This is a genomic window from Rhizobium sp. CNPSo 3670 (assembly GCF_057784555.1).
Window position 1 is genome coordinate 87137 of the sequence record NZ_JBXSOL010000012.1, and the last position, 18085, is coordinate 105221.

Annotated in this window: 15 protein-coding genes and 3 pseudogenes; 10 read left to right on the forward strand and 8 right to left on the reverse strand. The window is 60.4% G+C overall.

Features of this window, described 5'->3' with window-relative positions; genetic code table 11:
* Positions 1-270: 270 nt before the first annotated feature.
* The 4 genes from AC13QO_RS14725 to AC13QO_RS14740 form a co-directional block, all read right to left on the reverse strand.
* The gene (locus AC13QO_RS14725; protein ID WP_488541010.1) at positions 271-810 is read right to left on the reverse strand and encodes a hypothetical protein; all 540 of its coding nucleotides are present in this window, start codon (positions 808-810) and stop codon (positions 271-273) included.
* A gap of 515 nt (positions 811-1325) precedes the next feature.
* Positions 1326-2753, reverse strand: coding sequence for a LodA/GoxA family CTQ-dependent oxidase (locus AC13QO_RS14730; RefSeq protein WP_488541011.1), 1428 nt, complete (start codon positions 2751-2753; stop codon positions 1326-1328).
* Positions 2754-2757: 4 nt separating this feature from the next.
* On the reverse strand, positions 2758-4203 hold the full coding sequence (locus AC13QO_RS14735) for a ferritin-like domain-containing protein (protein WP_488541012.1): 1446 nt from the start codon (positions 4201-4203) through the stop codon (positions 2758-2760).
* Positions 4204-4891: 688 nt separating this feature from the next.
* Positions 4892-5482 carry an SOS response-associated peptidase family protein gene (locus AC13QO_RS14740; RefSeq protein ID WP_488541013.1) on the reverse strand — a complete coding sequence of 197 codons (591 nt, stop codon included), beginning with the start codon at positions 5480-5482 and terminating at the stop codon, positions 4892-4894.
* A 56-nt stretch (positions 5483-5538) separates the two neighbouring features.
* Between AC13QO_RS14740 and AC13QO_RS14745 the strand changes: the two genes are divergently transcribed.
* Positions 5539-6036, forward strand: a complete 498-nt coding sequence (locus tag AC13QO_RS14745; protein ID WP_488541014.1) for an SOS response-associated peptidase family protein — start codon at positions 5539-5541, stop codon at positions 6034-6036.
* On the opposite strand, the gene dinB is transcribed toward AC13QO_RS14745, so the two are convergent.
* Both dinB and AC13QO_RS14755 read right to left on the reverse strand, forming a co-directional pair.
* Entirely contained in the window at positions 6033-7124 is a 1092-nt protein-coding gene (gene dinB, locus AC13QO_RS14750; protein WP_488541015.1) for a DNA polymerase IV, read from the reverse strand. The genes AC13QO_RS14745 and dinB overlap by 4 nt on opposite strands.
* Entirely contained in the window at positions 7121-7387 is a 267-nt protein-coding gene (locus AC13QO_RS14755) for a hypothetical protein (RefSeq protein ID WP_488541016.1), read from the reverse strand. The genes dinB and AC13QO_RS14755 overlap by 4 nt, the downstream gene beginning before the upstream one ends.
* Positions 7388-7560: 173 nt before the next feature.
* Between AC13QO_RS14755 and AC13QO_RS14760 the strand changes: the two genes are divergently transcribed.
* The 3 genes from AC13QO_RS14760 to AC13QO_RS14770 are packed head-to-tail and all read left to right on the forward strand — an operon-like array spanning position 7561 to position 13020.
* Positions 7561-8322: an ImuA family protein gene (locus AC13QO_RS14760; protein ID WP_488541017.1), complete on the forward strand. Its 762-nt coding sequence runs from the start codon at positions 7561-7563 to the stop codon at positions 8320-8322.
* A complete protein-coding gene (locus AC13QO_RS14765) occupies positions 8243-9757 on the forward strand; it encodes a Y-family DNA polymerase (RefSeq protein ID WP_488541018.1) in 1515 nt (504 codons plus the stop codon). Before AC13QO_RS14760 ends, AC13QO_RS14765 begins: the two co-directional genes overlap by 80 nt.
* Entirely contained in the window at positions 9757-13020 is a 3264-nt protein-coding gene (locus AC13QO_RS14770) for an error-prone DNA polymerase (protein WP_488541019.1), read from the forward strand. The genes AC13QO_RS14765 and AC13QO_RS14770 overlap by 1 nt, the downstream gene beginning before the upstream one ends.
* A 91-nt stretch (positions 13021-13111) precedes the next feature.
* Here the strand turns inward: AC13QO_RS14770 and AC13QO_RS14775 are convergent.
* A pseudogene (locus AC13QO_RS14775) lies at positions 13112-13415 on the reverse strand (DUF6428 family protein); the annotation flags it as partial.
* Here AC13QO_RS14775 and AC13QO_RS14780 point away from each other — a divergent pair.
* Positions 13413-13666, forward strand: a pseudogene (locus AC13QO_RS14780) (ArsR/SmtB family transcription factor); the annotation flags it as partial. The pseudogenes AC13QO_RS14775 and AC13QO_RS14780 overlap by 3 nt on opposite strands.
* A gap of 266 nt (positions 13667-13932) precedes the next feature.
* A pseudogene (locus AC13QO_RS14785) lies at positions 13933-14142 on the forward strand (aquaporin family protein); the annotation flags it as partial.
* A 77-nt stretch (positions 14143-14219) separates the two neighbouring features.
* On the opposite strand, the gene AC13QO_RS14790 reads toward AC13QO_RS14785, so the two are convergent.
* Positions 14220-14588, reverse strand: coding sequence for a winged helix-turn-helix transcriptional regulator (locus AC13QO_RS14790; protein WP_488541106.1), 369 nt, complete (start codon positions 14586-14588; stop codon positions 14220-14222).
* Positions 14589-14731: 143 nt separating this feature from the next.
* On the opposite strand from AC13QO_RS14790, the gene AC13QO_RS14795 reads away from it, so the two are divergent.
* From AC13QO_RS14795 to AC13QO_RS14810, 4 genes are all read left to right on the forward strand, one after another.
* Positions 14732-15571 (forward strand): SDR family oxidoreductase, encoded by an 840-nt coding sequence (locus AC13QO_RS14795; protein WP_488541020.1) that lies wholly within the window; start codon positions 14732-14734, stop codon positions 15569-15571.
* A 20-nt stretch (positions 15572-15591) separates the two neighbouring features.
* Positions 15592-16089, forward strand: a complete 498-nt coding sequence (locus tag AC13QO_RS14800) for an ester cyclase (RefSeq protein WP_488541107.1) — start codon at positions 15592-15594, stop codon at positions 16087-16089.
* A gap of 40 nt (positions 16090-16129) precedes the next feature.
* On the forward strand, positions 16130-16534 hold the full coding sequence (locus tag AC13QO_RS14805) for a MoaF-related domain-containing protein (RefSeq protein WP_488541021.1): 405 nt from the start codon (positions 16130-16132) through the stop codon (positions 16532-16534).
* Positions 16535-16982: 448 nt separating this feature from the next.
* Positions 16983-17966: a helix-turn-helix transcriptional regulator gene (locus tag AC13QO_RS14810; RefSeq protein ID WP_488541022.1), complete on the forward strand. Its 984-nt coding sequence runs from the start codon at positions 16983-16985 to the stop codon at positions 17964-17966.
* The last annotated feature ends 119 nt before the right edge of the window (positions 17967-18085 follow it).

Consider the following 18085-nt stretch of genomic DNA (forward strand, 5'->3'; position numbering starts at 1 on the left):
GTCTGAAAATTACTCGCTTGTTACTTCGACAGTCGTCCAAGGGGCTCGCCAAATGTCTTTCCGCAAGCCGTTCTTGCCGAAGCCGAGATTAGCCTGCAGAGGCCGTGCCGCTCGACCAAAGCACCTGTCTCCAGGCGTAATGAAGCGGTCTGAGGTTCTCCTACTCTATAAAACCCATATACAAATTGACGCGGAAGCTCTGAACCATCCTGACTTTGGCACATAGTAGCCTACGAGCCGTGGCTGGAGAGCAGGATACCACCTTCGGGCTCAATGAAAATTTCCCAGCTCCGCCCAGAAGGGCATGCCCGAGAAGCGTGATCTCGCTGCACGGTAGCTTTGAATTCTTTCAAAGCGCTGACGCTCAATAACTTCGTTCAGCCAAGTCTGATACATGCCGAAGACATGCCCATGGCTAAGATAGTCCGCTGCGGCAGTCCATGCGCCTTCAACAGCAAACTGCACACCGGAGCCGGATAATGGGTCGAGAGAGACAGCAGCGTCTCCAATCGCCACTATTTTGCCTGATACCGGCGCCAGCGCGCGCCCCGAATGTCCATCCATGCCGATTGCGGGTAGGGTGAAGTCAGGTTGGCCGTATTCATTGATGAGTGCAAGTTCGGCGAAGGAGCTCATCAGGAGTTGTCGACGATCAGCCGTCAGCCGTGGCAAGCGTCGCGGGCTAGTGACGAAAACAACGAAGCCGTGGCCGCTCGGGGCAGGGGACAAATACCACCAACCTTCTTTGACGGCTTCAACAAGCAAAGCGTCGCACGGCTTTAGTAGCCGCCATGAAAGTGCCAGCGCCACTAATCTGTCCCACCTTGTTCTAGGCAAATTGGAATTATTCCCTGCTGCTCTGCCGGTCGCAACCAAAATCGATTCGGCACTCGTTGTTCGCTGATGACCCTCGGATGTCTGCCAATCGATCTCGCCGCCGCAGTCCAAACGCGTTACCTTCACAGGTATTTGGATCGCTCCGGCTCTCGCAGCCGCGTGGGAGAGAACGGAATGTAGGACTCGACGATCAAAACTCCGCCCATCCTGTAACGAAAAAAAAGCGTAGTCGGAAAACTCAGGCTCATCACTCTCCCATCTGCGCAGAACACCGCTACATGGCGTGCCTAAGTCGGCTGCGTCAACGAGCCCCAGTCTCTGAAGCGAGAGCCTTGTCTGAGGTGTTAGAATCTCATTTGGTTGGCGACGTCGCGGCGGAACGCCCGTGAATTGCTCCACTTTGACGCCCTTCCTTGCCAAACAATACGCAGCAATCGAGGCGGCCGGGCCGGCCCCGATTACTGCGACCTCACAGCGATTCAGACTCACTATCCCACCACCTCATCCGATCCAAGACTCGGGTCCCGCCCGATCTCGGCAAAGGCTCCGTCGACAGGCGTTAAGACACCGAGTTTACTGACATTGTCGACCAACGCTCTGTGATCCATCCACGGGCGCATCCACGGTCGTCGAACACCATCCTCCCCCGCAATCCGATATGGTCTCTGTGCAGGCCACCAACTCTGGCCACACTTTAGAAAATCGGCCTGCCATGGCAGCGCCATGAGTGCAGTCAGGTCTCCTGCCTTATTATGACCGTGTGAGAGCCGATACTCAAAAGAGTCGTGTACATACCTCGCCGGGTCCATCACGTTTACACCAGCCTCAATGCCTGGGAAAAAACCCTGTCCCACCGTTCCGTCAAGGGCTGCCCTAGTCAGTTCATCACAAGCGCCTCTGTTCGGCGCAGTGCCGGGATGAAATTCTCCAGCCTCCCAAGCGTTGAGAGCGTCCAACTGCCACTGACGGAGCTCGAAGTCGTGTAAGGCATTTTCCACCTCGGATATGAAAATTCGGGTGTCGGCGCGCAATTGTGCCGACCCGGGGCCGGGATCCGACAGGGCCGCCCAATCTTGGCTGATCATCGGCCAGGTGCTGCTTTCGTCAACATGTCGGAGGGATGAAGCGCGCTCAATCATGGGCCGAATATCGCTATCGAAATAGGGCTTATGAATTTGCTCTAGCCAGCCCTGCTCGATAGCGACTTCTCGAATGACATCATACAGCGTCACGACACCTCCCGCGGGCGGAGCGAAGTCTGGCGGACCAACGACGACCCACGCTCCCGAGGCCTCCTCCGGCTCGCTTCCCGGGACCTCAATGGTAGCGGTCACGGGGCCGTCGCCTACATCATCGAACCAATCGGGATTGTTATAGAAGTCGCCCCCGATTGGCGCGGGAGGATTGGAGTAGCTACCGGCTCGGCCGCTCCCCCCAAGCACTATCAGGCGCTGGGCCATGTCTGTCCGAAGCTCACCGAGCGCAACATCGTAACCTCGGTATTTTCCCACAAGCGCACTTGCGGCCGCTGAGCTACCCGCAGCTGTCGCAGTTGCGTGAATTGCCCGATCGGAGCGCGTCGGGTCATCGACAACAGCAACAGGGCCAGGTGGCGGCGAGCCTGGGCGCCGTACAGCGTCCTTCCTATTTGCCAGCGTAACGGACCAGCGGACGATACTGCCGGCGGGGAGCGTTGCTTCGACTGGCGCGGTAGGGTCGGAGACGTCGAAAATCCGGAAACGGGACGCCTGCTTCTTCAAGCGATAATTCGCATCCTTGAAGCGCTCGACTACGACCTCGCTTCCATCTGCTCGAATTTCCACGCCAAGGGAGCCATTGCTCTCGCGCGCTATGAAAAATTCGGAGCTGTTGCCAAGTCGAGCAAAGCCAATCGCTGGGTAGATAGCATAGGGCATATCGCTACTCTCCTCCTGGTAGTAACTGCGAGCGCTGATCGTCGATTTCCGTCATTGTTCTAACTATGATTTGACCTTGAGCGTCTGTTGCAAATTCAGGCGCCAACTTGATTTGATCCACCAACACGTCGCGCGCCTGGATCACCGCGCCGTACCGCTCTGAATACTCAGACCTCGTTTTCGGTAGGTCCTCTCGGTTTATCTCATAGGTCGGCCCTGCAGTCGTTCTCGGATCAGTGGACAATGGACGACGAGCAAGGTGACTGGCTGCGGGCTGGATGAGCCGTTTCATAGTATCGATACAGACATCGATACCCTGCGTCCGCAAAGCTCCGCGCGGCTGCGATAGTGCCCATGCGATGTCAACGAGCAGCAATTCGTAGATTGAGTTGAAGGTCTTAGCCCACACGAGGGTGTATGGATTTTCGATTTCCGTTGCCAAGGGATCTTCCAGAGTTTCCTGCCGGATCGTAAAGGGCGTTCGAGGCAGCGCCGACACATTGATTTGCCCTGCTTCGAAGCTGTCGAGCACGCTCAGGAAATCTTGGAAGTGCGATTCATCACCACCCGGTATTCCCTCGCCCTGTTCAGTGATCGCATCAATCGCCTCCAGAGCTGCATTCCGGCCGTCGACCGGTATAACGAGAAGGCCCGGCACGGAACCCCACTCCATTCCGTCGGTAGAAAGATTCTTGATCGTTGCAGCATCGACGAAATCGGCATCCGTCAGATGCCAACCGGGTTCAAATCCAAGCGCGATACTCAGGCCCCCTTCATCGTCTTTCTGAAATATCCAGCGGATAGCCGCATAAAGCGCGTAGACTGGATTTGGGTCTGCGCCGGAAGCCGCGACTTCTGCTTCTAGCGCCCCCACCCGGGCCCGAAGCGCATCATCGTCTATATGTCCGGGCCGCTCGACAACGACGAACTTCGCCAAGGCGGTGCGAGAAACCGGCTCTAAAATCAAGGGTAGCGGGTTGTGATCGCTTGCGCGCCTCAACCCATCTCTTCCCAAGTGAAGGCCAGCCGGGAGGCCGTCAGGCCCGATTCCGGTAAGACAGAGAAGAAGATTCTGGACAGTAACCAAGTGTCCCATCTCTTGCTCCGCGACGCGAGCGATCTTGCGGCCCGCCACACCGCGCACGGATTGCCCGGCATAGAGATATTGGACCATAAGCGCATGTTCGACTTCGGCTGCCAGCATGAGGAGACCGATGACATCGTCCTTCGGCGTTGTCGCGCCTAGTACCTTCGGGATGCCCACCGTGCTGAGGGCTGACGCCAATCTGTTCGTCGCAGCTCCAGCGAAAATTGAGTCCAGTATCGGGCCGACATCCGGCGCCGGTGCTTGGGGAAGATCGAGGTTGATGCCCGTGCTCGGTAAGTTAAAGGGTTTCAGCCAATCGGTTTGCTGGACAGCTTTCCGCCAGACAATTTTCGGATTTGCCACCGATGCCTCCAATCACCCAAAGTTGAACATAGCAAATGAGTTTCAGCTTACGAAAGGATAGGCTTGAGCTGCGTGTTGAGACACTGCAAGGTTCTATGCGTCTACCGATGCCAGCGGCGTCGCAGTCTGCGTAGGGAGACCGGTTTGGCCGTGTTGTTTCTATAGTCGGGTGGGCGAAGTCGCCTCACAGCAACTGTTCGCTCGTCTGGCGCCAACACGAAGACCAGATCAGGCCCGTCCTTAGAGTCGGCAGCAAGATCCAATCGGCGTTCATGGCACCGGAGGGCAAAGCGGCTGCTCCACCCAGAGATGCGCGGCGCGTATTCTCTCCCGCGGAAGCACGTGCTTCCTCGGCCCAGGATTGTTATCCAATCTCAGTCCCCCAGAACGCCCGCTCCAAGTAATATTAAGAAATATGCCACCAACGCCGGGCGCAACCAAAAATTTATACCTGAAACTGAGGTTGTCAATCATATAGTTATCGTAAAAGTCGCAATGGGTGATTTTAATCAACTGATTATCTTAGCCAGCTCGAAGCGTCCAGGTTGGATGTTCCGCTGGCGTCGGTCCTGGCCGGTCGCTGATCGCGCAGCTCAAATCTGCGCAAGAGTTCCCTGAACGCATGGTAGTTATGTTCGAACATAGCCACGATCGATGGCTGGTTAGGAGCCTGCTCGGAGGCGTCGTTTTAGCCGACCTGCTCCACCAAGAGGGTGCCTACGGCAAGCGGCCTGATCAACGACTTTGCCGAAACGGTCGGATCGAGCCAGTCGGCCCATGCGTTGCGCTCGAGGATGACGATCTGCCGATCGTGGTATGGCGCGATGTCGGGCCCAGGCTCCATCGTCAGCATGGTGAAGGCTTGGCCGATCTCCGGGGTTTCTCCCCAGATGCCGGCGATGCAGAAGATCGGTTCATCCTTCTTCGTGAACAGCCACTTGTCCTTGCGCTTCTTTTTCGGGTCCTTTGGATCCGTGAACTCGTAAAAGCCATCGGCAATGATCAGGCAGCGATTGGATGTGAACTCGCGACCTTCCGACCGGAAATTATACACCGGCCGCTTGTTCGGTCCCGGCCAACTCCAGCGCCGCTGCACGAGCTCGGCATTATCGCGGGCTCCATCGATCGTCCTGACGATGGGGCCTATATCGGTGATCTTGATGTCCTCACGCGCTTCGAGGTTCGGTATGCCTTCACCAAAGCGGATCTTGATCTTCAGATCGGCGAAGTCCTTCGCGATCGAAGCAGCGTCCACCATCAGCCGATAATCATTGCACATGCGTCCCCCATGACAGGTTGGTTGCTTCGAAAAATCGTTCCTGATATGTTCTATCTATGATGAGCGCGAAGGTTTTCCAGTCTGACGCCCCGCTCGACGAGCGCCGCGTCATCATAAGGCGCCATGACGGCGATGTGGAGATGGTGGAACTGCCATGGGGGCTGCGTCCCCGCGACGGCAGTCCGCGCGCCGTCAATGTCGTCCGATCGGAAGGACGGACCTTTCCGACCCACCGCTGCCTGGTCCCCGCCTCGGAGTTTCGCCATAGGAGCTTCAGCTTTTCGCTCGCCAACGGCGACTGGTTCTATTTCGCGGGGATTTGGCGGCCGGCTGCCGACGATTGGCCGGAGGCCTATGCCATCCTGACAATCGAGGCCAACGCCGATATCGCGCCGTTCCACGACCGGCAGATGGCGGTGCTGACACGCGACCAACGTATGGCCTGGCTGGACGGACTTGTCGCCCAAGACGAAATCCTGCGGCCACTGCCGGCGGGGACGTTCCGCGTCAAACGCCACGCCGGCGCTCCTGCCCGGCCGATGCTGGCGGTCTAAAGCGCAAGCCGCAGCTGCGGCTCCGTTCCGGAGACCCGCCGCTCCAGCGACGATAGCGTGACGCCGAGCAGGCGGATGCCCTTTCGGGGCGGAAAGATCGGTGCCAGCAGCAGGCTGACGATCTCCTCCAGGTCGGTGATATCAGCCAGCGGTGCCGCGACCGTCTTGCTGCGGGTGATCTGGTTGAAGTCGGCATATTTGACCTTCAGCGTCACCGTCTTGGCGCCGATGCCGTTGGCCTCGCAATAGCCCCACACTTTTTCGATCAGCGGCTGAAGCCCTTCGCGGGCCGGGTCGTAGGCATGGAGGTCCTGCGAAAACGTATCCTCGGCGCCGACGGATTTGCGCACTCGGTTCGGCTTGACTTGGCGCTCGTCGATGCCGCGGGCAATGCCATAGAAATAGGGTCCGGACTTCCCGAAATGCTCCACCAGGAATTCGAGGGTCTGCTGCTTTAGATCGCCGCCGGTGTCGATCCCGAGCCGGTGCATCTTTTCGGCCGTCGCGGGGCCGACCCCGTGGAATTTCTTGACGGGGAGGGCTTCGACGAAGGCTGGCCCGTTCTTCGGCGTGATGACGGCCTGGCCGTTGGGCTTGTTGAGGTCGCTCGCCATCTTGGCGAGGAACTTATTGTAGGAAATCCCGGCCGAGGCATTGAGGCCGGTGACCTGCTTGATCCTGGCTCGGATCTCCAGCGCGATCTCGGTGGCGATCTCCATCCCCTTGAGATTATGCGTGACGTCGAGATAGGCCTCATCGAGCGATAGCGGCTCGATGACGGCCGTGTATTCGGCGAAGATCGCGCGGATCTGCTGCGACACCGCCTTGTAGACATCGAAGCGCGGCGGCACGAAGATCAGATCCGGGCATTTGCGCTTGGCAGTCACCGACGGCATCGCGGAGTGGACACCATAGGCTCGCGCTTCGTAGCTCGCCGCCGCCACCACGCCGCGGGCCGCCGATCCGCCGACGGCAATCGGCTTGCCGCGCAATTCCGGGTTATCGCGCTGCTCGACCGACGCGTAATAGGCATCCATATCGACATGGATGATCTTGCGCGGCCGCTCGTGACCTTCATCGTTTGTCATGACTGGCTTTCATCAGGACCATCCGTGTCGCCCAAACATGGGAAGTGCGCGCCGCATTTGTCACCCTCCGGCGTTTGCAGGCGTTCGCGGCCCATGGCCATTCGCCGGCGGAGTACCGCGAAGCTCACACCGGCGCCGAACGCCTTCACCAACAGCTTGCGCGCGAGCGTGCCATGGCGGTCACATCGGCCACAGCTGAATTCGATAACCGGCTCACGATAATCCTTCAGTCTCACATCACTCAACGGGCCGGGTCTGGCCATGCGAAAAAATTCCTAATTCGGCCATCGGATTGAATCCGTTCATGGAATCTGTCTGGCCCGCGCCCGCGCTCAACTTGAGCGCGTCGGGCGTGCATTGACTCGTTTTTGCTTTGAGAACAAATAAAGAACAAACTGCATTTTCTCAAGTCAAAACGGGTGCCGTGAAGGAGATCATGACCACATCAGTCGCCACGTCGAATGCCGTCCTTGACGAGTTGCGCGAGAAAATCGCCAGCCTGGAAGGGACCGGTCTGCGCCATCGCAGCGTCCTGCCTTTCGGGGTTGGCGAGATCGATGCGCAGTTGCCGGGAGGAGGGCTCGCCTATGGCGCGCTGCATGAAGTTGCCGGCGGCGGAAATGGCGCGATCGATGGGGCGGCCGCGGCACTCTTCATCGGCGGCATCGCCGCCCGCACCACCGGCAAGGTGGTCTGGTGCCTGACGCGCTTCGATCTGTTCTTTCCAGCGCTCGCCCAGATTGGGCTTCACGCCGACCGCGTCATCTTCGTCGAGTGCGACAAGGAAGAGACGGTGCTGGCAAGCTTCGAGGAGGCGTTACGCTATGGCGGCCTCGGCGCCGTCGTCGCCGAGCTGGTGCGCCTGCCGATGACGGCATCGCGCCGGCTGCAGCTTGCGGCGGAAAAGTCCGGCACATTGGGCCTGGTGATCCGCCGCTGGCGGCGCCAGACAGAAGCCTCCGATTTCGGCATGCCGACGGCAGCTGTAACCCGCTGGCGGATCTCGGTATTGCCCTCCGAACCGCTTCCCGTGCCGGGCATCGGACGCGCGCGGTGGCTGGCGGAGCTGATGCGGGTGAGGGCAGGAGAGGGAGGAGAATTCATTATCGGAGCATGTGATGGCCAGGGTCGTATCTGTCTTTCTTCCGACACTGCCGACCGACAGGATCAGGCGCGCCGATCCTTCGTTGTCTCCTGACAAACCGCTCGTGGTGATCGCCAGGAGCGGCTCGAAGCGATGGGTTTCGGCGGCCGACCGGGCAGCGCTCAAACTCGGCCTTCGTGTCGGCATGCCAGCCGCCAAGGCGCAAGCGCTGGTCCAGGGGCTGACGATGATCGATGCTGATCCGACGGCCGACCTCGCCACGCTTGAACGGCTGACGCTCTGGGCCTTGTCGCAATATTCACCCGTCGTCGCCTTGGACCCTCCCGACGGCATTGTCATGGACACGGAAGGCGCCGACCATCTGCAGGGCGGCGAAGACCTCATGCTGTCTGGCCTCGTCAACCGCTTCCGCAGCCGCGGTCTTGCGGCGCGAGCGGCGATCGCCGACAGCTGGGGTGCCGCACATGCGCTCGCCCGGTCCACCGATCGCGAGACGATCATCATCTCGCGTGGCAATACCGCCAAAGCCGTCAACCGTTTGCCGCTCTCCTCGCTGCGGCTGCCGGCCGAGACGGTCGCAAGTCTCCGCACGCTCGGCTTCGCCACTGTCGGTGATCTCGCTGCCACGCCGCGGGCGCCGCTGACGCTACGTTTCGGACCGGAGGTCGGACGGCGCCTCGACCAGATGTTCGGCCGGCTCGCCGAGCCGATCGACCCGATCCGGCCGGCCGACCTCGTCGAGGTCCAAAAAGCCTTTGCCGAACCGATCGGTGCACCGGAGACCATCGAGAAATATGTGAGCCGCCTGGTGCGGCAGCTCTGTCTGGAGCTCGAGAAGCGCGGACTTGGCGTTCGGCGCGCCGATCTCATCGTCCACCGCGTCGACAACACAATTCAGGCGCTTCGGGCCGGAACGGCAAAGCCGGTTCGAGACATCGCCTGGCTGACAAAGCTCTTCCGCGATCGCATGGAAAGGATCGAACCTGGCTTCGGCATCGAAAAGCTGAGCCTGACCGCCATTATCGCCGAACCGCTGACGGAAACTCAGTCCGCCTCGTCGCTGATTGACGAGCAGGTGACCGATGTGACGCCGCTCATCGACGTGCTTGGCAATCGCGGCGGCCAGCGGATTTTTCGCGTGGCGCCGGTGGCGAGCGATGTGCCCGAGCGCAGCGTGCAGCGGATCGCGCCGACTGCCGACGAGATCGGTGCTACCTGGCCGCTGCATTGGCCGCGGCCGTCGCGGCTCTTGCCACACCCGGAAGCGATCGAGGTGATTGCCCTTCTGCCGGATCACCCGCCGGTCTCTTTTACCTGGCGCGGCAAGCGGCGCCCGGTGAAACGCGCCGACGGGCCGGAGCGCATCTTCGGGGAATGGTGGCAACGCCGCTCCGAATGGGTTGCGGTGCGCGACTACTTCGTCGTCGAGGATGATGCCGGCGAGCGTTTCTGGATTTTCCGATCAGGCGATGGCGTCGACGCAGACACCGGCTCGCACAAATGGTTCCTGCACGGGGTGTTTGCCTGATGCGCTACGCCGAACTGCAGGTCACCACCCATTTCTCATTCCTCCGCGGCGCAAGCTCGGCCGAGGAACTGTTTGCGACCGCCAGGCTCATGGGTATCGAGGCGCTCGGGGTCGTCGACCGCAACAGCCTGGCCGGCATCGTCCGGGCACTGGAAGCCTCGCGCGCCACCGGCCTGCGGCTCATCGTCGGCTGCCGGCTCGATCTCGCCGACGGCATGTCGATCCTCGTCTATCCCACCGATCGTGCCGCTTATTCGCGGCTGACACGGCTGCTGACCTTGGGCAAGGGCAGGGGCGGGAAGGCAAAGTGCATCCTGCAGCTCGACGATGTGGCGCTCTATTGCGAAGGCCTGATCGGCATCCTGGTGCCGGATATGCCGGACGAGACCTGTGCCGCGCAACTCCGAAAAATGGTGAAGATCTTTGGCGACCGTGCCTATGTCTCGCTCTGCCTACGCCGGCGCCCCAACGATCAGCTGCGGCTGCACGAGCTTTCGAACCTGGCGGCGAAGCATCGGGTGAAGACTGTGGTCACCAATGACGTGCTGTTTCATGAGCCGAACCGGCGACAGCTGCAGGACGTCGTCACCTGCATCCGCACCGGCACCACCATTGATGATGTCGGCTTCGAGCGCGAGCGCCATGCCGATCGCTTCCTAAAGCCACCGGAAGAGATGGCGCGCTTGTTTCCCCGCTACCCCGAAGCGCTGGCACGCACCATGGAAATCGTAGAGCGCTGCACGTTTTCACTCGAGGAGCTCGTCTATCAATATCCCGAGGAAGCGCTGATCCCCGGAATGACCGCGCAGCAGTCGCTGGAGCACTATACCTGGGAAGGCGTCAAGACCCGATACCCCGAAGGCCTGCCTGATCATGTCGAGAAGACGCTCCGTCATGAACTGGCGCTGATCGAGACGATGAAATACGCCCCCTATTTTTTGACAGTGTTCTCGATCGTCCGTTATGCCCGGTCGCAGGGAATTCTCTGCCAGGGCAGGGGATCGGCGGCGAACTCGGCTGTCTGCTATGTGCTCGGCATCACCTCGATCGACCCCGACACCAACGACCTCCTCTTCGAGCGCTTCGTCTCCCAGGAGCGCGACGAGCCGCCCGACATCGATGTCGATTTTGAACACGAAAGGCGGGAGGAGGTGATCCAATGGATCTACAAAACCTACGGCCATGACAAGGCTGCACTCTGCTCCACGGTGACCCGCTATCGCGCCAAGGGCGCCATTCGCGACGTCGGAAAGACGCTTGGCCTGCCGGAGGATCTGATCAAGGCGCTTTCTTCCGGTATCTGGTCCTGGTCGGAGACGGTCGGCGAGAGCCAAGTGCGCGCCCTCGGCCTCAATCCGGATGACCGTCGTCTCGCCTTGGCCCTGCAGCTTGCCCAGCAGCTGATGGGAGCACCGCGGCATCTTGGCCAGCATCCCGGCGGCTTCGTCCTGACCCATGACAGGCTGGATCATCTCGTGCCGATTGAACCGGCGGCGATGGCCGACCGCCAGGTGATCGAGTGGGACAAGGACGACGTCGAGCCGCTCAAGATGATGAAGGTCGACGTGTTGGCACTCGGCATGTTGACCTGCATGGCCAAGGCCTTCGCCCTCATCGGCGACCACAAACATCAGGAACTCGACCTCGCCACCATCCCGCAGGAAGACCCGGCCACCTATGCGATGATTTGCAAGGCCGACACCCTCGGCACTTTCCAGATCGAGAGCCGGGCACAGATGTCGATGCTCCCACGGATGAAGCCGGAGACCTTCTATGACCTCGTCATCCAGGTGGCGATCGTCCGGCCCGGGCCGATCCAGGGTGACATGGTCCATCCGTATCTGCGCCGCCGCGAGGGCAAGGAAAAGGTGGAATATCCGACGCCCGAACTGGAGGCGGTCTTGCACAGGACGCTGGGCGTGCCTCTGTTTCAGGAGTCGGCAATGAAGATCGCGATGGTCTGTGCCGGTTTCACGGGCGGCGAAGCTGATCAGCTCCGGAAATCCATGGCGACTTTCAAGTTCACCGGCGGCGTCAGCAGGTTTGAGGACAAGCTGGTTTCCGGCATGATCCGCAACGGCTATTCACCAGAATTTGCAAAGCGCACCTTCGGCCAATTGGAAGGCTTCGGCTCCTATGGTTTCCCCGAAAGCCATGCTGCCAGTTTCGCGCTGATCGCCTATGCCAGCAGCTACATCAAATGCCATTTCCCGGATGTGTTCTGCGCGGCTCTCCTGAACTCGCAGCCGATGGGTTTTTATGCCCCGGCCCAGATCGTCATTGATGCGAGGAAACACGGCGTCGAGGTGCGACCGGTCTGTGTCAATCGCTCACGTTGGGACTGCACGCTCGAGGAGGTCGAGGGCTCTGACCGGCATGCGGTGCGGCTTGGCATGCGGCTGGTGCGCGGCTTGGCAACTGCCGACGCCGCCCGCATTGTTGCCGCGCGCGCCGACGAACCCTTCGCATCGGTGGATGATATGTGGCGGCGCTCTGGTGTGCCTGTTGCGTCCCTCGTCGAGCTCGCCGAGGCCGACGCGTTCCTGCCGTCATTGCGGCTCGAACGACGCGATGCGCTCTGGGCGATCAAGGCCCTGCGCGACGAGCCGCTGCCTCTGTTCACCGCCGCGGCCGAACGCGAGGCGCGCGCGGTTGCGGAGCAGAGGGAGCCGGACGTCGAGCTCAGGCAGATGACCGAAGGACATAACGTCGTTGAGGATTACGGTCACGTCGGCCTGACGCTCCGGGAGCACCCCTTGCGGTTCCTGCGGGCCGATCTTGCCAAGCGGCGGATCGTCACCTGTGCCGAGGCGATGACGGCGCGGGACGGCCGGTGGCTGATGGCGGCCGGCCTGGTGCTGGTGCGGCAACGACCTGGTTCGGCGAAGGGTATGATGTTCATCACCATTGAGGACGAGACGGGCATTGCCAATGTCGTCGTCTGGCCGAAGCTGTTCGAACGGTCGCGCCGGGTGGTGCTCGGCGCCAGCATGATGGCGATCAACGGCAAGATCCAGAGGGAAGGTGAGGTGGTGCACCTGGTCGCCCAGCAGCTCTTCGATCTCTCGGCCGATCTATCGGGGCTTGCTGGTCGCGACGGTGCATTCTGTACCACCACTGGCCGCGGCGATGAATTCGCCCATGGTTCGCCGGGCAGCCCGGATTCACGCGAAAAAGCGCCTCCGGGGGTTCGGGCGAGGGATCTGTTCACACCAGATCTTCATATCGATACGCTGAAGATCAAGAGCCGGAATTTTCAATGATAGCGGGGGTAGACGAAAGGGGTCAGCGGTTCGACTCCCTTCAAGGCGGCCATCCGGTCCTGGACAATCCGCGGGGCCGCATCCGACCCAACTACCCACAGCACTTCCCCCATGTCGACGCTGCCGAAGGCGTGCAGCAGGCCGCCGGGACGGTTTCGGCCTGACCGGCAAGCCACCGGTCGCGCGGCTTGCAGCTCGCCGGTCTGGGCGCCAGTTCGACATGCAGCCCGCCATCGATCGCGCAAGGCAAGGGCAGCGGCACAATAGAGCTGCATCGGCCGCACGCCGTCGCCCACCTCGAAGGTCAGCTTGGCGGAACCATCGAGGGCGACATGCTCCGACACCTTCCGGACGATTGCCGCGAACTTGCCGGCGTTCATATGCGTGCGCTCGCCGGCGCGCTCGCCGAAAAGGTCGAAGTGTCGCCCTCCAATGTCTCGTTTCACCTGAAGGAGCTGGAGCGGGCGGGCCTAGTCAGCCAGCAGCGGGATCGCGTTCGATCGTCTACACCGCGAGCTATGAGGCCCTGGCCGGCCTCGTGCACTTCCTGATGGAAGACTGCTGCGCCGGTCGTCCCGAAATCTGCGCGCCGGCCCGCGAGGTCACTGCCTGCTGCTCAGCCGCAGCGAAGGTAACCGTGCAATGACCGCGACGCTCTGGTTGGAACCGATGACCGGCGCCGAGCCGGGTTTCCACGCGGCGCTCACGGCCGAGGGCCTGCCGACCGACGACCTCGGGGAGGGCGGCCGCGCTTTCTTCCGGATCGTGGAAGGCAGCGAGAGGGTTGGATATGGCGGGTACGAGCTCCATGGCGAGCATGCCCTGCTGCGCTCCATGGTGATCGATCAGAAGCGGCGGTGTGGGCATGGCCTCGGGGGAGCGGCCACCGATCTGCTGCTCCGCAAGGCGCAGGCGGCTGGCGCCTGGGACGCCTCGACCTCGTTCGCCAATCCGGCCGTGGCGACCGCCAGGGCATTCTCGGATACCTCCTCCGGGATCCGGCCGCTCGATCTGCCTGGTTTCATCCTCGCCGAAACCGTGGGCGCTCTGCTGGTTCTGCTTCTGGCCGGCTGGCTGCTCACGGAATCTGTCTCCGCTCAATCCCTGGAACGCGCCCCATGACTTTCCCTGTTACGCGGCCGCATTGGTTTGAATTTGGCGGACAGAGGCGATCACTTTACCAAATACTGTACTAGGAATTAACCGCCACGCGTTTCGTCAAAGGCGCGTTGCGCCGCTAGGACGGCATCCATGTTGTCCTCGGCCCAATGAGCCAGTGCGGATATCGTATCCGTGAGCGTGCGTCCGAGCGGTGTCAAAGCATATTCGACGGTGACCGGTACCGTCGGGAAAATGCTACGCGAGATCAAACCATCGCGCTCCAGCCTCCGGAGCGTCTGCGACAGCACTTTTTGCGAGATGCCCTTGATATCGCGACGGATATGATTGAAGCGCACCGGCCCGTCCTCAAGCCGGTCGAGAATGAGCACGGCCCATTTGTCCGCCAGCCGGTCGAGCACCAGCCGCGTCGGACAGCGGTCTTCGTAGACATCGTAGGCATGTTGCATTGCGGTCATACGGTGCCCTTCCTTCTCTGATCCGGTTTCCGGCAGGAAACCAAGTGATCAAAAAGTGCTCTCTTTTCACATTCGGAATAACATGTATCTATCCACGCGATAGATAGTTTCCATTTGATACCACGGAGAGTGACATGAGCAACAAGATTCTCGTTCTCGGCGCGACGGGTACGGTCGGCAGGCATGTGGTGGAAGGGCTTCTGGCGAAGGGCGAGGCCGTCAAGGCCGCTTCGCGCTCGGGCAAGCCGGTGGCCGGCGCCGAAGGCGTCGCCTTCGACTATGCCAAGCCGGAAACCTTCGGCCCGGCCTTCGCCGGCGTCGACCGCGCCTATGTGCTGCTGGCGTCGGGCTATGTCGATGCGAAAGGCATGCTGCTGCCGGTCATCGAAGCCGCCGCCGCCCGCAAGGTGAAGGTCGTCTTCCAAAGCGTGATCGGCGTCGATGCCGATGATTCCATTCCCTATCGCCAGGTCGAGATCGCCTTGGAAAAGTCAGGCACGCCTTACGTCATCGTGCGCCCGAACTGGTTTTCCGATAATTTCCACAACTTCTGGAAACCGGGCATCGATCACGGCCAGATCGCGCTTCCGGCCGCAGACGGCAAGTCGAGCTTCATCGACGCCCGCGATATCGCCGCAAGCGGCATCGCCGCTCTCACCTCCCAGGCCTTCGACGGCAAGGCTTTCAACCTGACCGGCGCCGAAGCTCTCTCCTATACGCAAGCCGCGGCAATCCTCTCCGAGGCAACAGGCAAGCCGATCGCTTATAGCGCCATCACCGACGAAGCCTTCATCGGCACCCTCACTGGCGCTGGCGTGCCGGCCGATTACGCAAGCTTCCTCGCCTCGATCTTCTATCCTGTCCGCCAGGGCTGGACCGCCGTCGTCACCGGCGACGTCGAGACGCTGACGGGCAAGGCCCCTCGCTTGCTGAAGACCTACGCGGCCGATTACGCCGCGGCGCTGAAAGCGTGACGGAGGCGGTTGTGGCTCGGATGATTTCGCGGCGATCTGCTCTGGCGGCGCCCTTGGTTCTCTCAGGCATGGCGGCGGTGCCCGCCTGGGCGGCGCCGACTGGCAGCCGTTCTCCGCGACAACTGCTTCAAGCGTTCCTGGACACATTGTCGGCTCATGACTTGCCGGCATTTCGGGCGCTATATGTAGATACCGGTTACATCCAACATCAAGCGTTGGTAACGAACACGCCTTCGGTGCCGAGCGGCCCTGATGCTGCAGTCGCGTATTTCCGCAAACGGATCGAGGCGTTTCCCGATCTGAAGGTGGAGAGCGATGTGTCCCTCTTCGACGGTGACAGGATCGCTGCCAACCTCATCTGGACCGGAACCCATGAAGGCGATTACCTCGGCGTGTCGGCGACCGGCAAGAAAGTCACCTTCAATTCGACCGACATCATGAAGGTGAAGGACGGTCTGTTCACAGAACACTGGGGTGCAGCCGACTTGTTCGGGCTTGTCTCGCAGCTGAAAGCTTAGCTCTCTCACTATTCTCACAATCAATTCGAAAGGAAAGAATATGATCGGAAAGATCCTTATCAATATCTCCCTCGCCATCATCTTGTCGGGGGGCGCGGCGTTGGCACAGGATGCTGGTCCGCATGCCGTCACCATCGCCAGCGATGCCGAGTTCGTCGCAACTGGGAAGTCTTACAACGTCGACTTCGGCGATCAGAAGTTCCGTCTCGACTTTAAATCCGCCAAGCAGATGGTGTTCACTTCTCCGGATGGTAAGAACACGGCGGCAGTCGACATCACAGTGACGCCGATCGGCAACGATGTCTATATGATCTATTGGTCACGCCGTGCGGGTCAACATGTTGTTCACGTCGACGATTTCAAAAACGGCGTCGCCTATACAAATATCTTCCTGCCCGATGGAAGCGCCTCCCGTCGCAAAGGAACGCTTGCCGAGGTCAAGTGAACAACGCGGGATTCAGGCCCCGAAACTGCCTATCAAAGCAGGACCGCTCACCCGGCGGCCGAAAGACATGATAACCATCGCTGCGGACTGACGGACCACGAATGGTCAATCATATCGCCGTGTTGCCAAGGCCTCCTATGGTTCTGGGATGAGTTCACGTTTCCGCCAAGACCAAGCTTATCGATTTCCAGGCCATCGCCGGCGGTGGGGATTTTCGGCGGCTGCGCAAGCTTGGCCGTGCGCAGCCGGCCGTCACCTATTCGGTTCAGGAGCTCGAAGCCGGTCGTGCTTCATTGGCGCTATTGCCGTAGGGGGAATTCGACTGCCTCGAATTTCACTGCGAGGACTTGCCTCGACAAGCCACGCCGTGTCCCCCGATCGTGTGATAGACGAGCCTCATGCTGTGACTATCGTCTCGGGAGGGAAGTGATGATGTGGAGGGCTGAGAGTGTCCCGCGCTAAGATTGACCATTTCTCGCTCAAAGGCACTCGCATCGAGGAACTCGCGGCGGCGCTTTCGCAACTTTCGGCGCAATCTCAAGCGGATGTCGAAGGCGATACGACTTTCGCTTACGATATACATGCGATCACCAACGGCCCGATCGCAGTTATCGCTGCGCACTATGAGGGCGACGTGACAGTCCAGCACCGGGCACCGACGGAGGCAAACATAATCATGCTCCCACTGCATGGGCTATCGGTCGTTACCGTGAACGGTAGACAGATCCCGTCAGAGGGGATGCAGGGCGTTTTTGTAAATAGTATGTGCGCAAGCGCGGCCCGATTCATTGGACCAAGGAAACACCTCGGCCTTAGGATCGCCCATGATGAGCTGACGCGTCGCTTGGGACATCGGCTCAATGCTACAATTAAAGGCAGTCTCGATTTTTCGCCAGAAATCGACTTGTCGGTCGGGTTCGGCTCCCTCTTGGTGCAACTGGTGCCTGTGCTGTATGCTGGATTACGGGACGGAACCCTCATTCAATCGCCGCTGGCGCTGAATCACCTCACCGAAACGATCATGGAGCTTTTAATCGAAGCTGCGCAGCATCGCTACTCACCTGAGTTATGCCGGATTGCAGAACCACCCTTGCCGAAGGCCGTTAAGCGGGCGGTCGACTATATGCGTGCCAATATCGCTCGGCCACTATCGCTTGAGGAAATCGCAACGGCTTGTGGCGTAAGCCCACGCACCCTTCAGAACGGCTTCCGCAACTTTCGAAATACGACGCCTCTGGCTTTTCTGCAGCGCCTGCGGCTGGAATCAGTGCATCAGGAACTGATGACCGGCGAACCCGGCCTATCGGTCATGCAGGTCGCTCTGAAATGGGGCTTCGTACATAGAGGCCGGTTTTCTGCTGAGTATCGCAGGCGATATGGGGTACTTCCCTCGGAAACTTTGCGTGTCTCCGGAGCGAACAGCGCCGACTGATTCAAGATCGGCCGGAGCGCTCGACCATCTACACGACTTCATAGCAACAGCAGCGCTCCAGCAAAACCGGCTACTTCGGCCAAAATCTGTCTTGCAAATGATCCCCTGAGCGCAACCAT

Coding starts and splice junctions, on each gene's coding strand:
- AC13QO_RS14760 (WP_488541017.1), top strand. CDS start 7,561: ATGACCACATCAGTCGCCACGTCGAATGCCGTCCTTGACGAGTTGCGC.
- AC13QO_RS14730 (WP_488541011.1), bottom strand. CDS start 2,753: ATGCCCTATGCTATCTACCCAGCGATTGGCTTTGCTCGACTTGGCAAC.
- dinB (WP_488541015.1), bottom strand. CDS start 7,124: ATGACAAACGATGAAGGTCACGAGCGGCCGCGCAAGATCATCCATGTC.
- AC13QO_RS14800 (WP_488541107.1), top strand. CDS start 15,592: ATGATTTCGCGGCGATCTGCTCTGGCGGCGCCCTTGGTTCTCTCAGGC.
- AC13QO_RS14745 (WP_488541014.1), top strand. CDS start 5,539: ATGATGAGCGCGAAGGTTTTCCAGTCTGACGCCCCGCTCGACGAGCGC.
- AC13QO_RS14790 (WP_488541106.1), bottom strand. CDS start 14,588: ATGCAACATGCCTACGATGTCTACGAAGACCGCTGTCCGACGCGGCTG.
- AC13QO_RS14795 (WP_488541020.1), top strand. CDS start 14,732: ATGAGCAACAAGATTCTCGTTCTCGGCGCGACGGGTACGGTCGGCAGG.
- AC13QO_RS14740 (WP_488541013.1), bottom strand. CDS start 5,482: ATGTGCAATGATTATCGGCTGATGGTGGACGCTGCTTCGATCGCGAAG.
- AC13QO_RS14755 (WP_488541016.1), bottom strand. CDS start 7,387: ATGGCCAGACCCGGCCCGTTGAGTGATGTGAGACTGAAGGATTATCGT.
- AC13QO_RS14770 (WP_488541019.1), top strand. CDS start 9,757: ATGCGCTACGCCGAACTGCAGGTCACCACCCATTTCTCATTCCTCCGC.
- AC13QO_RS14805 (WP_488541021.1), top strand. CDS start 16,130: ATGATCGGAAAGATCCTTATCAATATCTCCCTCGCCATCATCTTGTCG.
- AC13QO_RS14765 (WP_488541018.1), top strand. CDS start 8,243: ATGGCCAGGGTCGTATCTGTCTTTCTTCCGACACTGCCGACCGACAGG.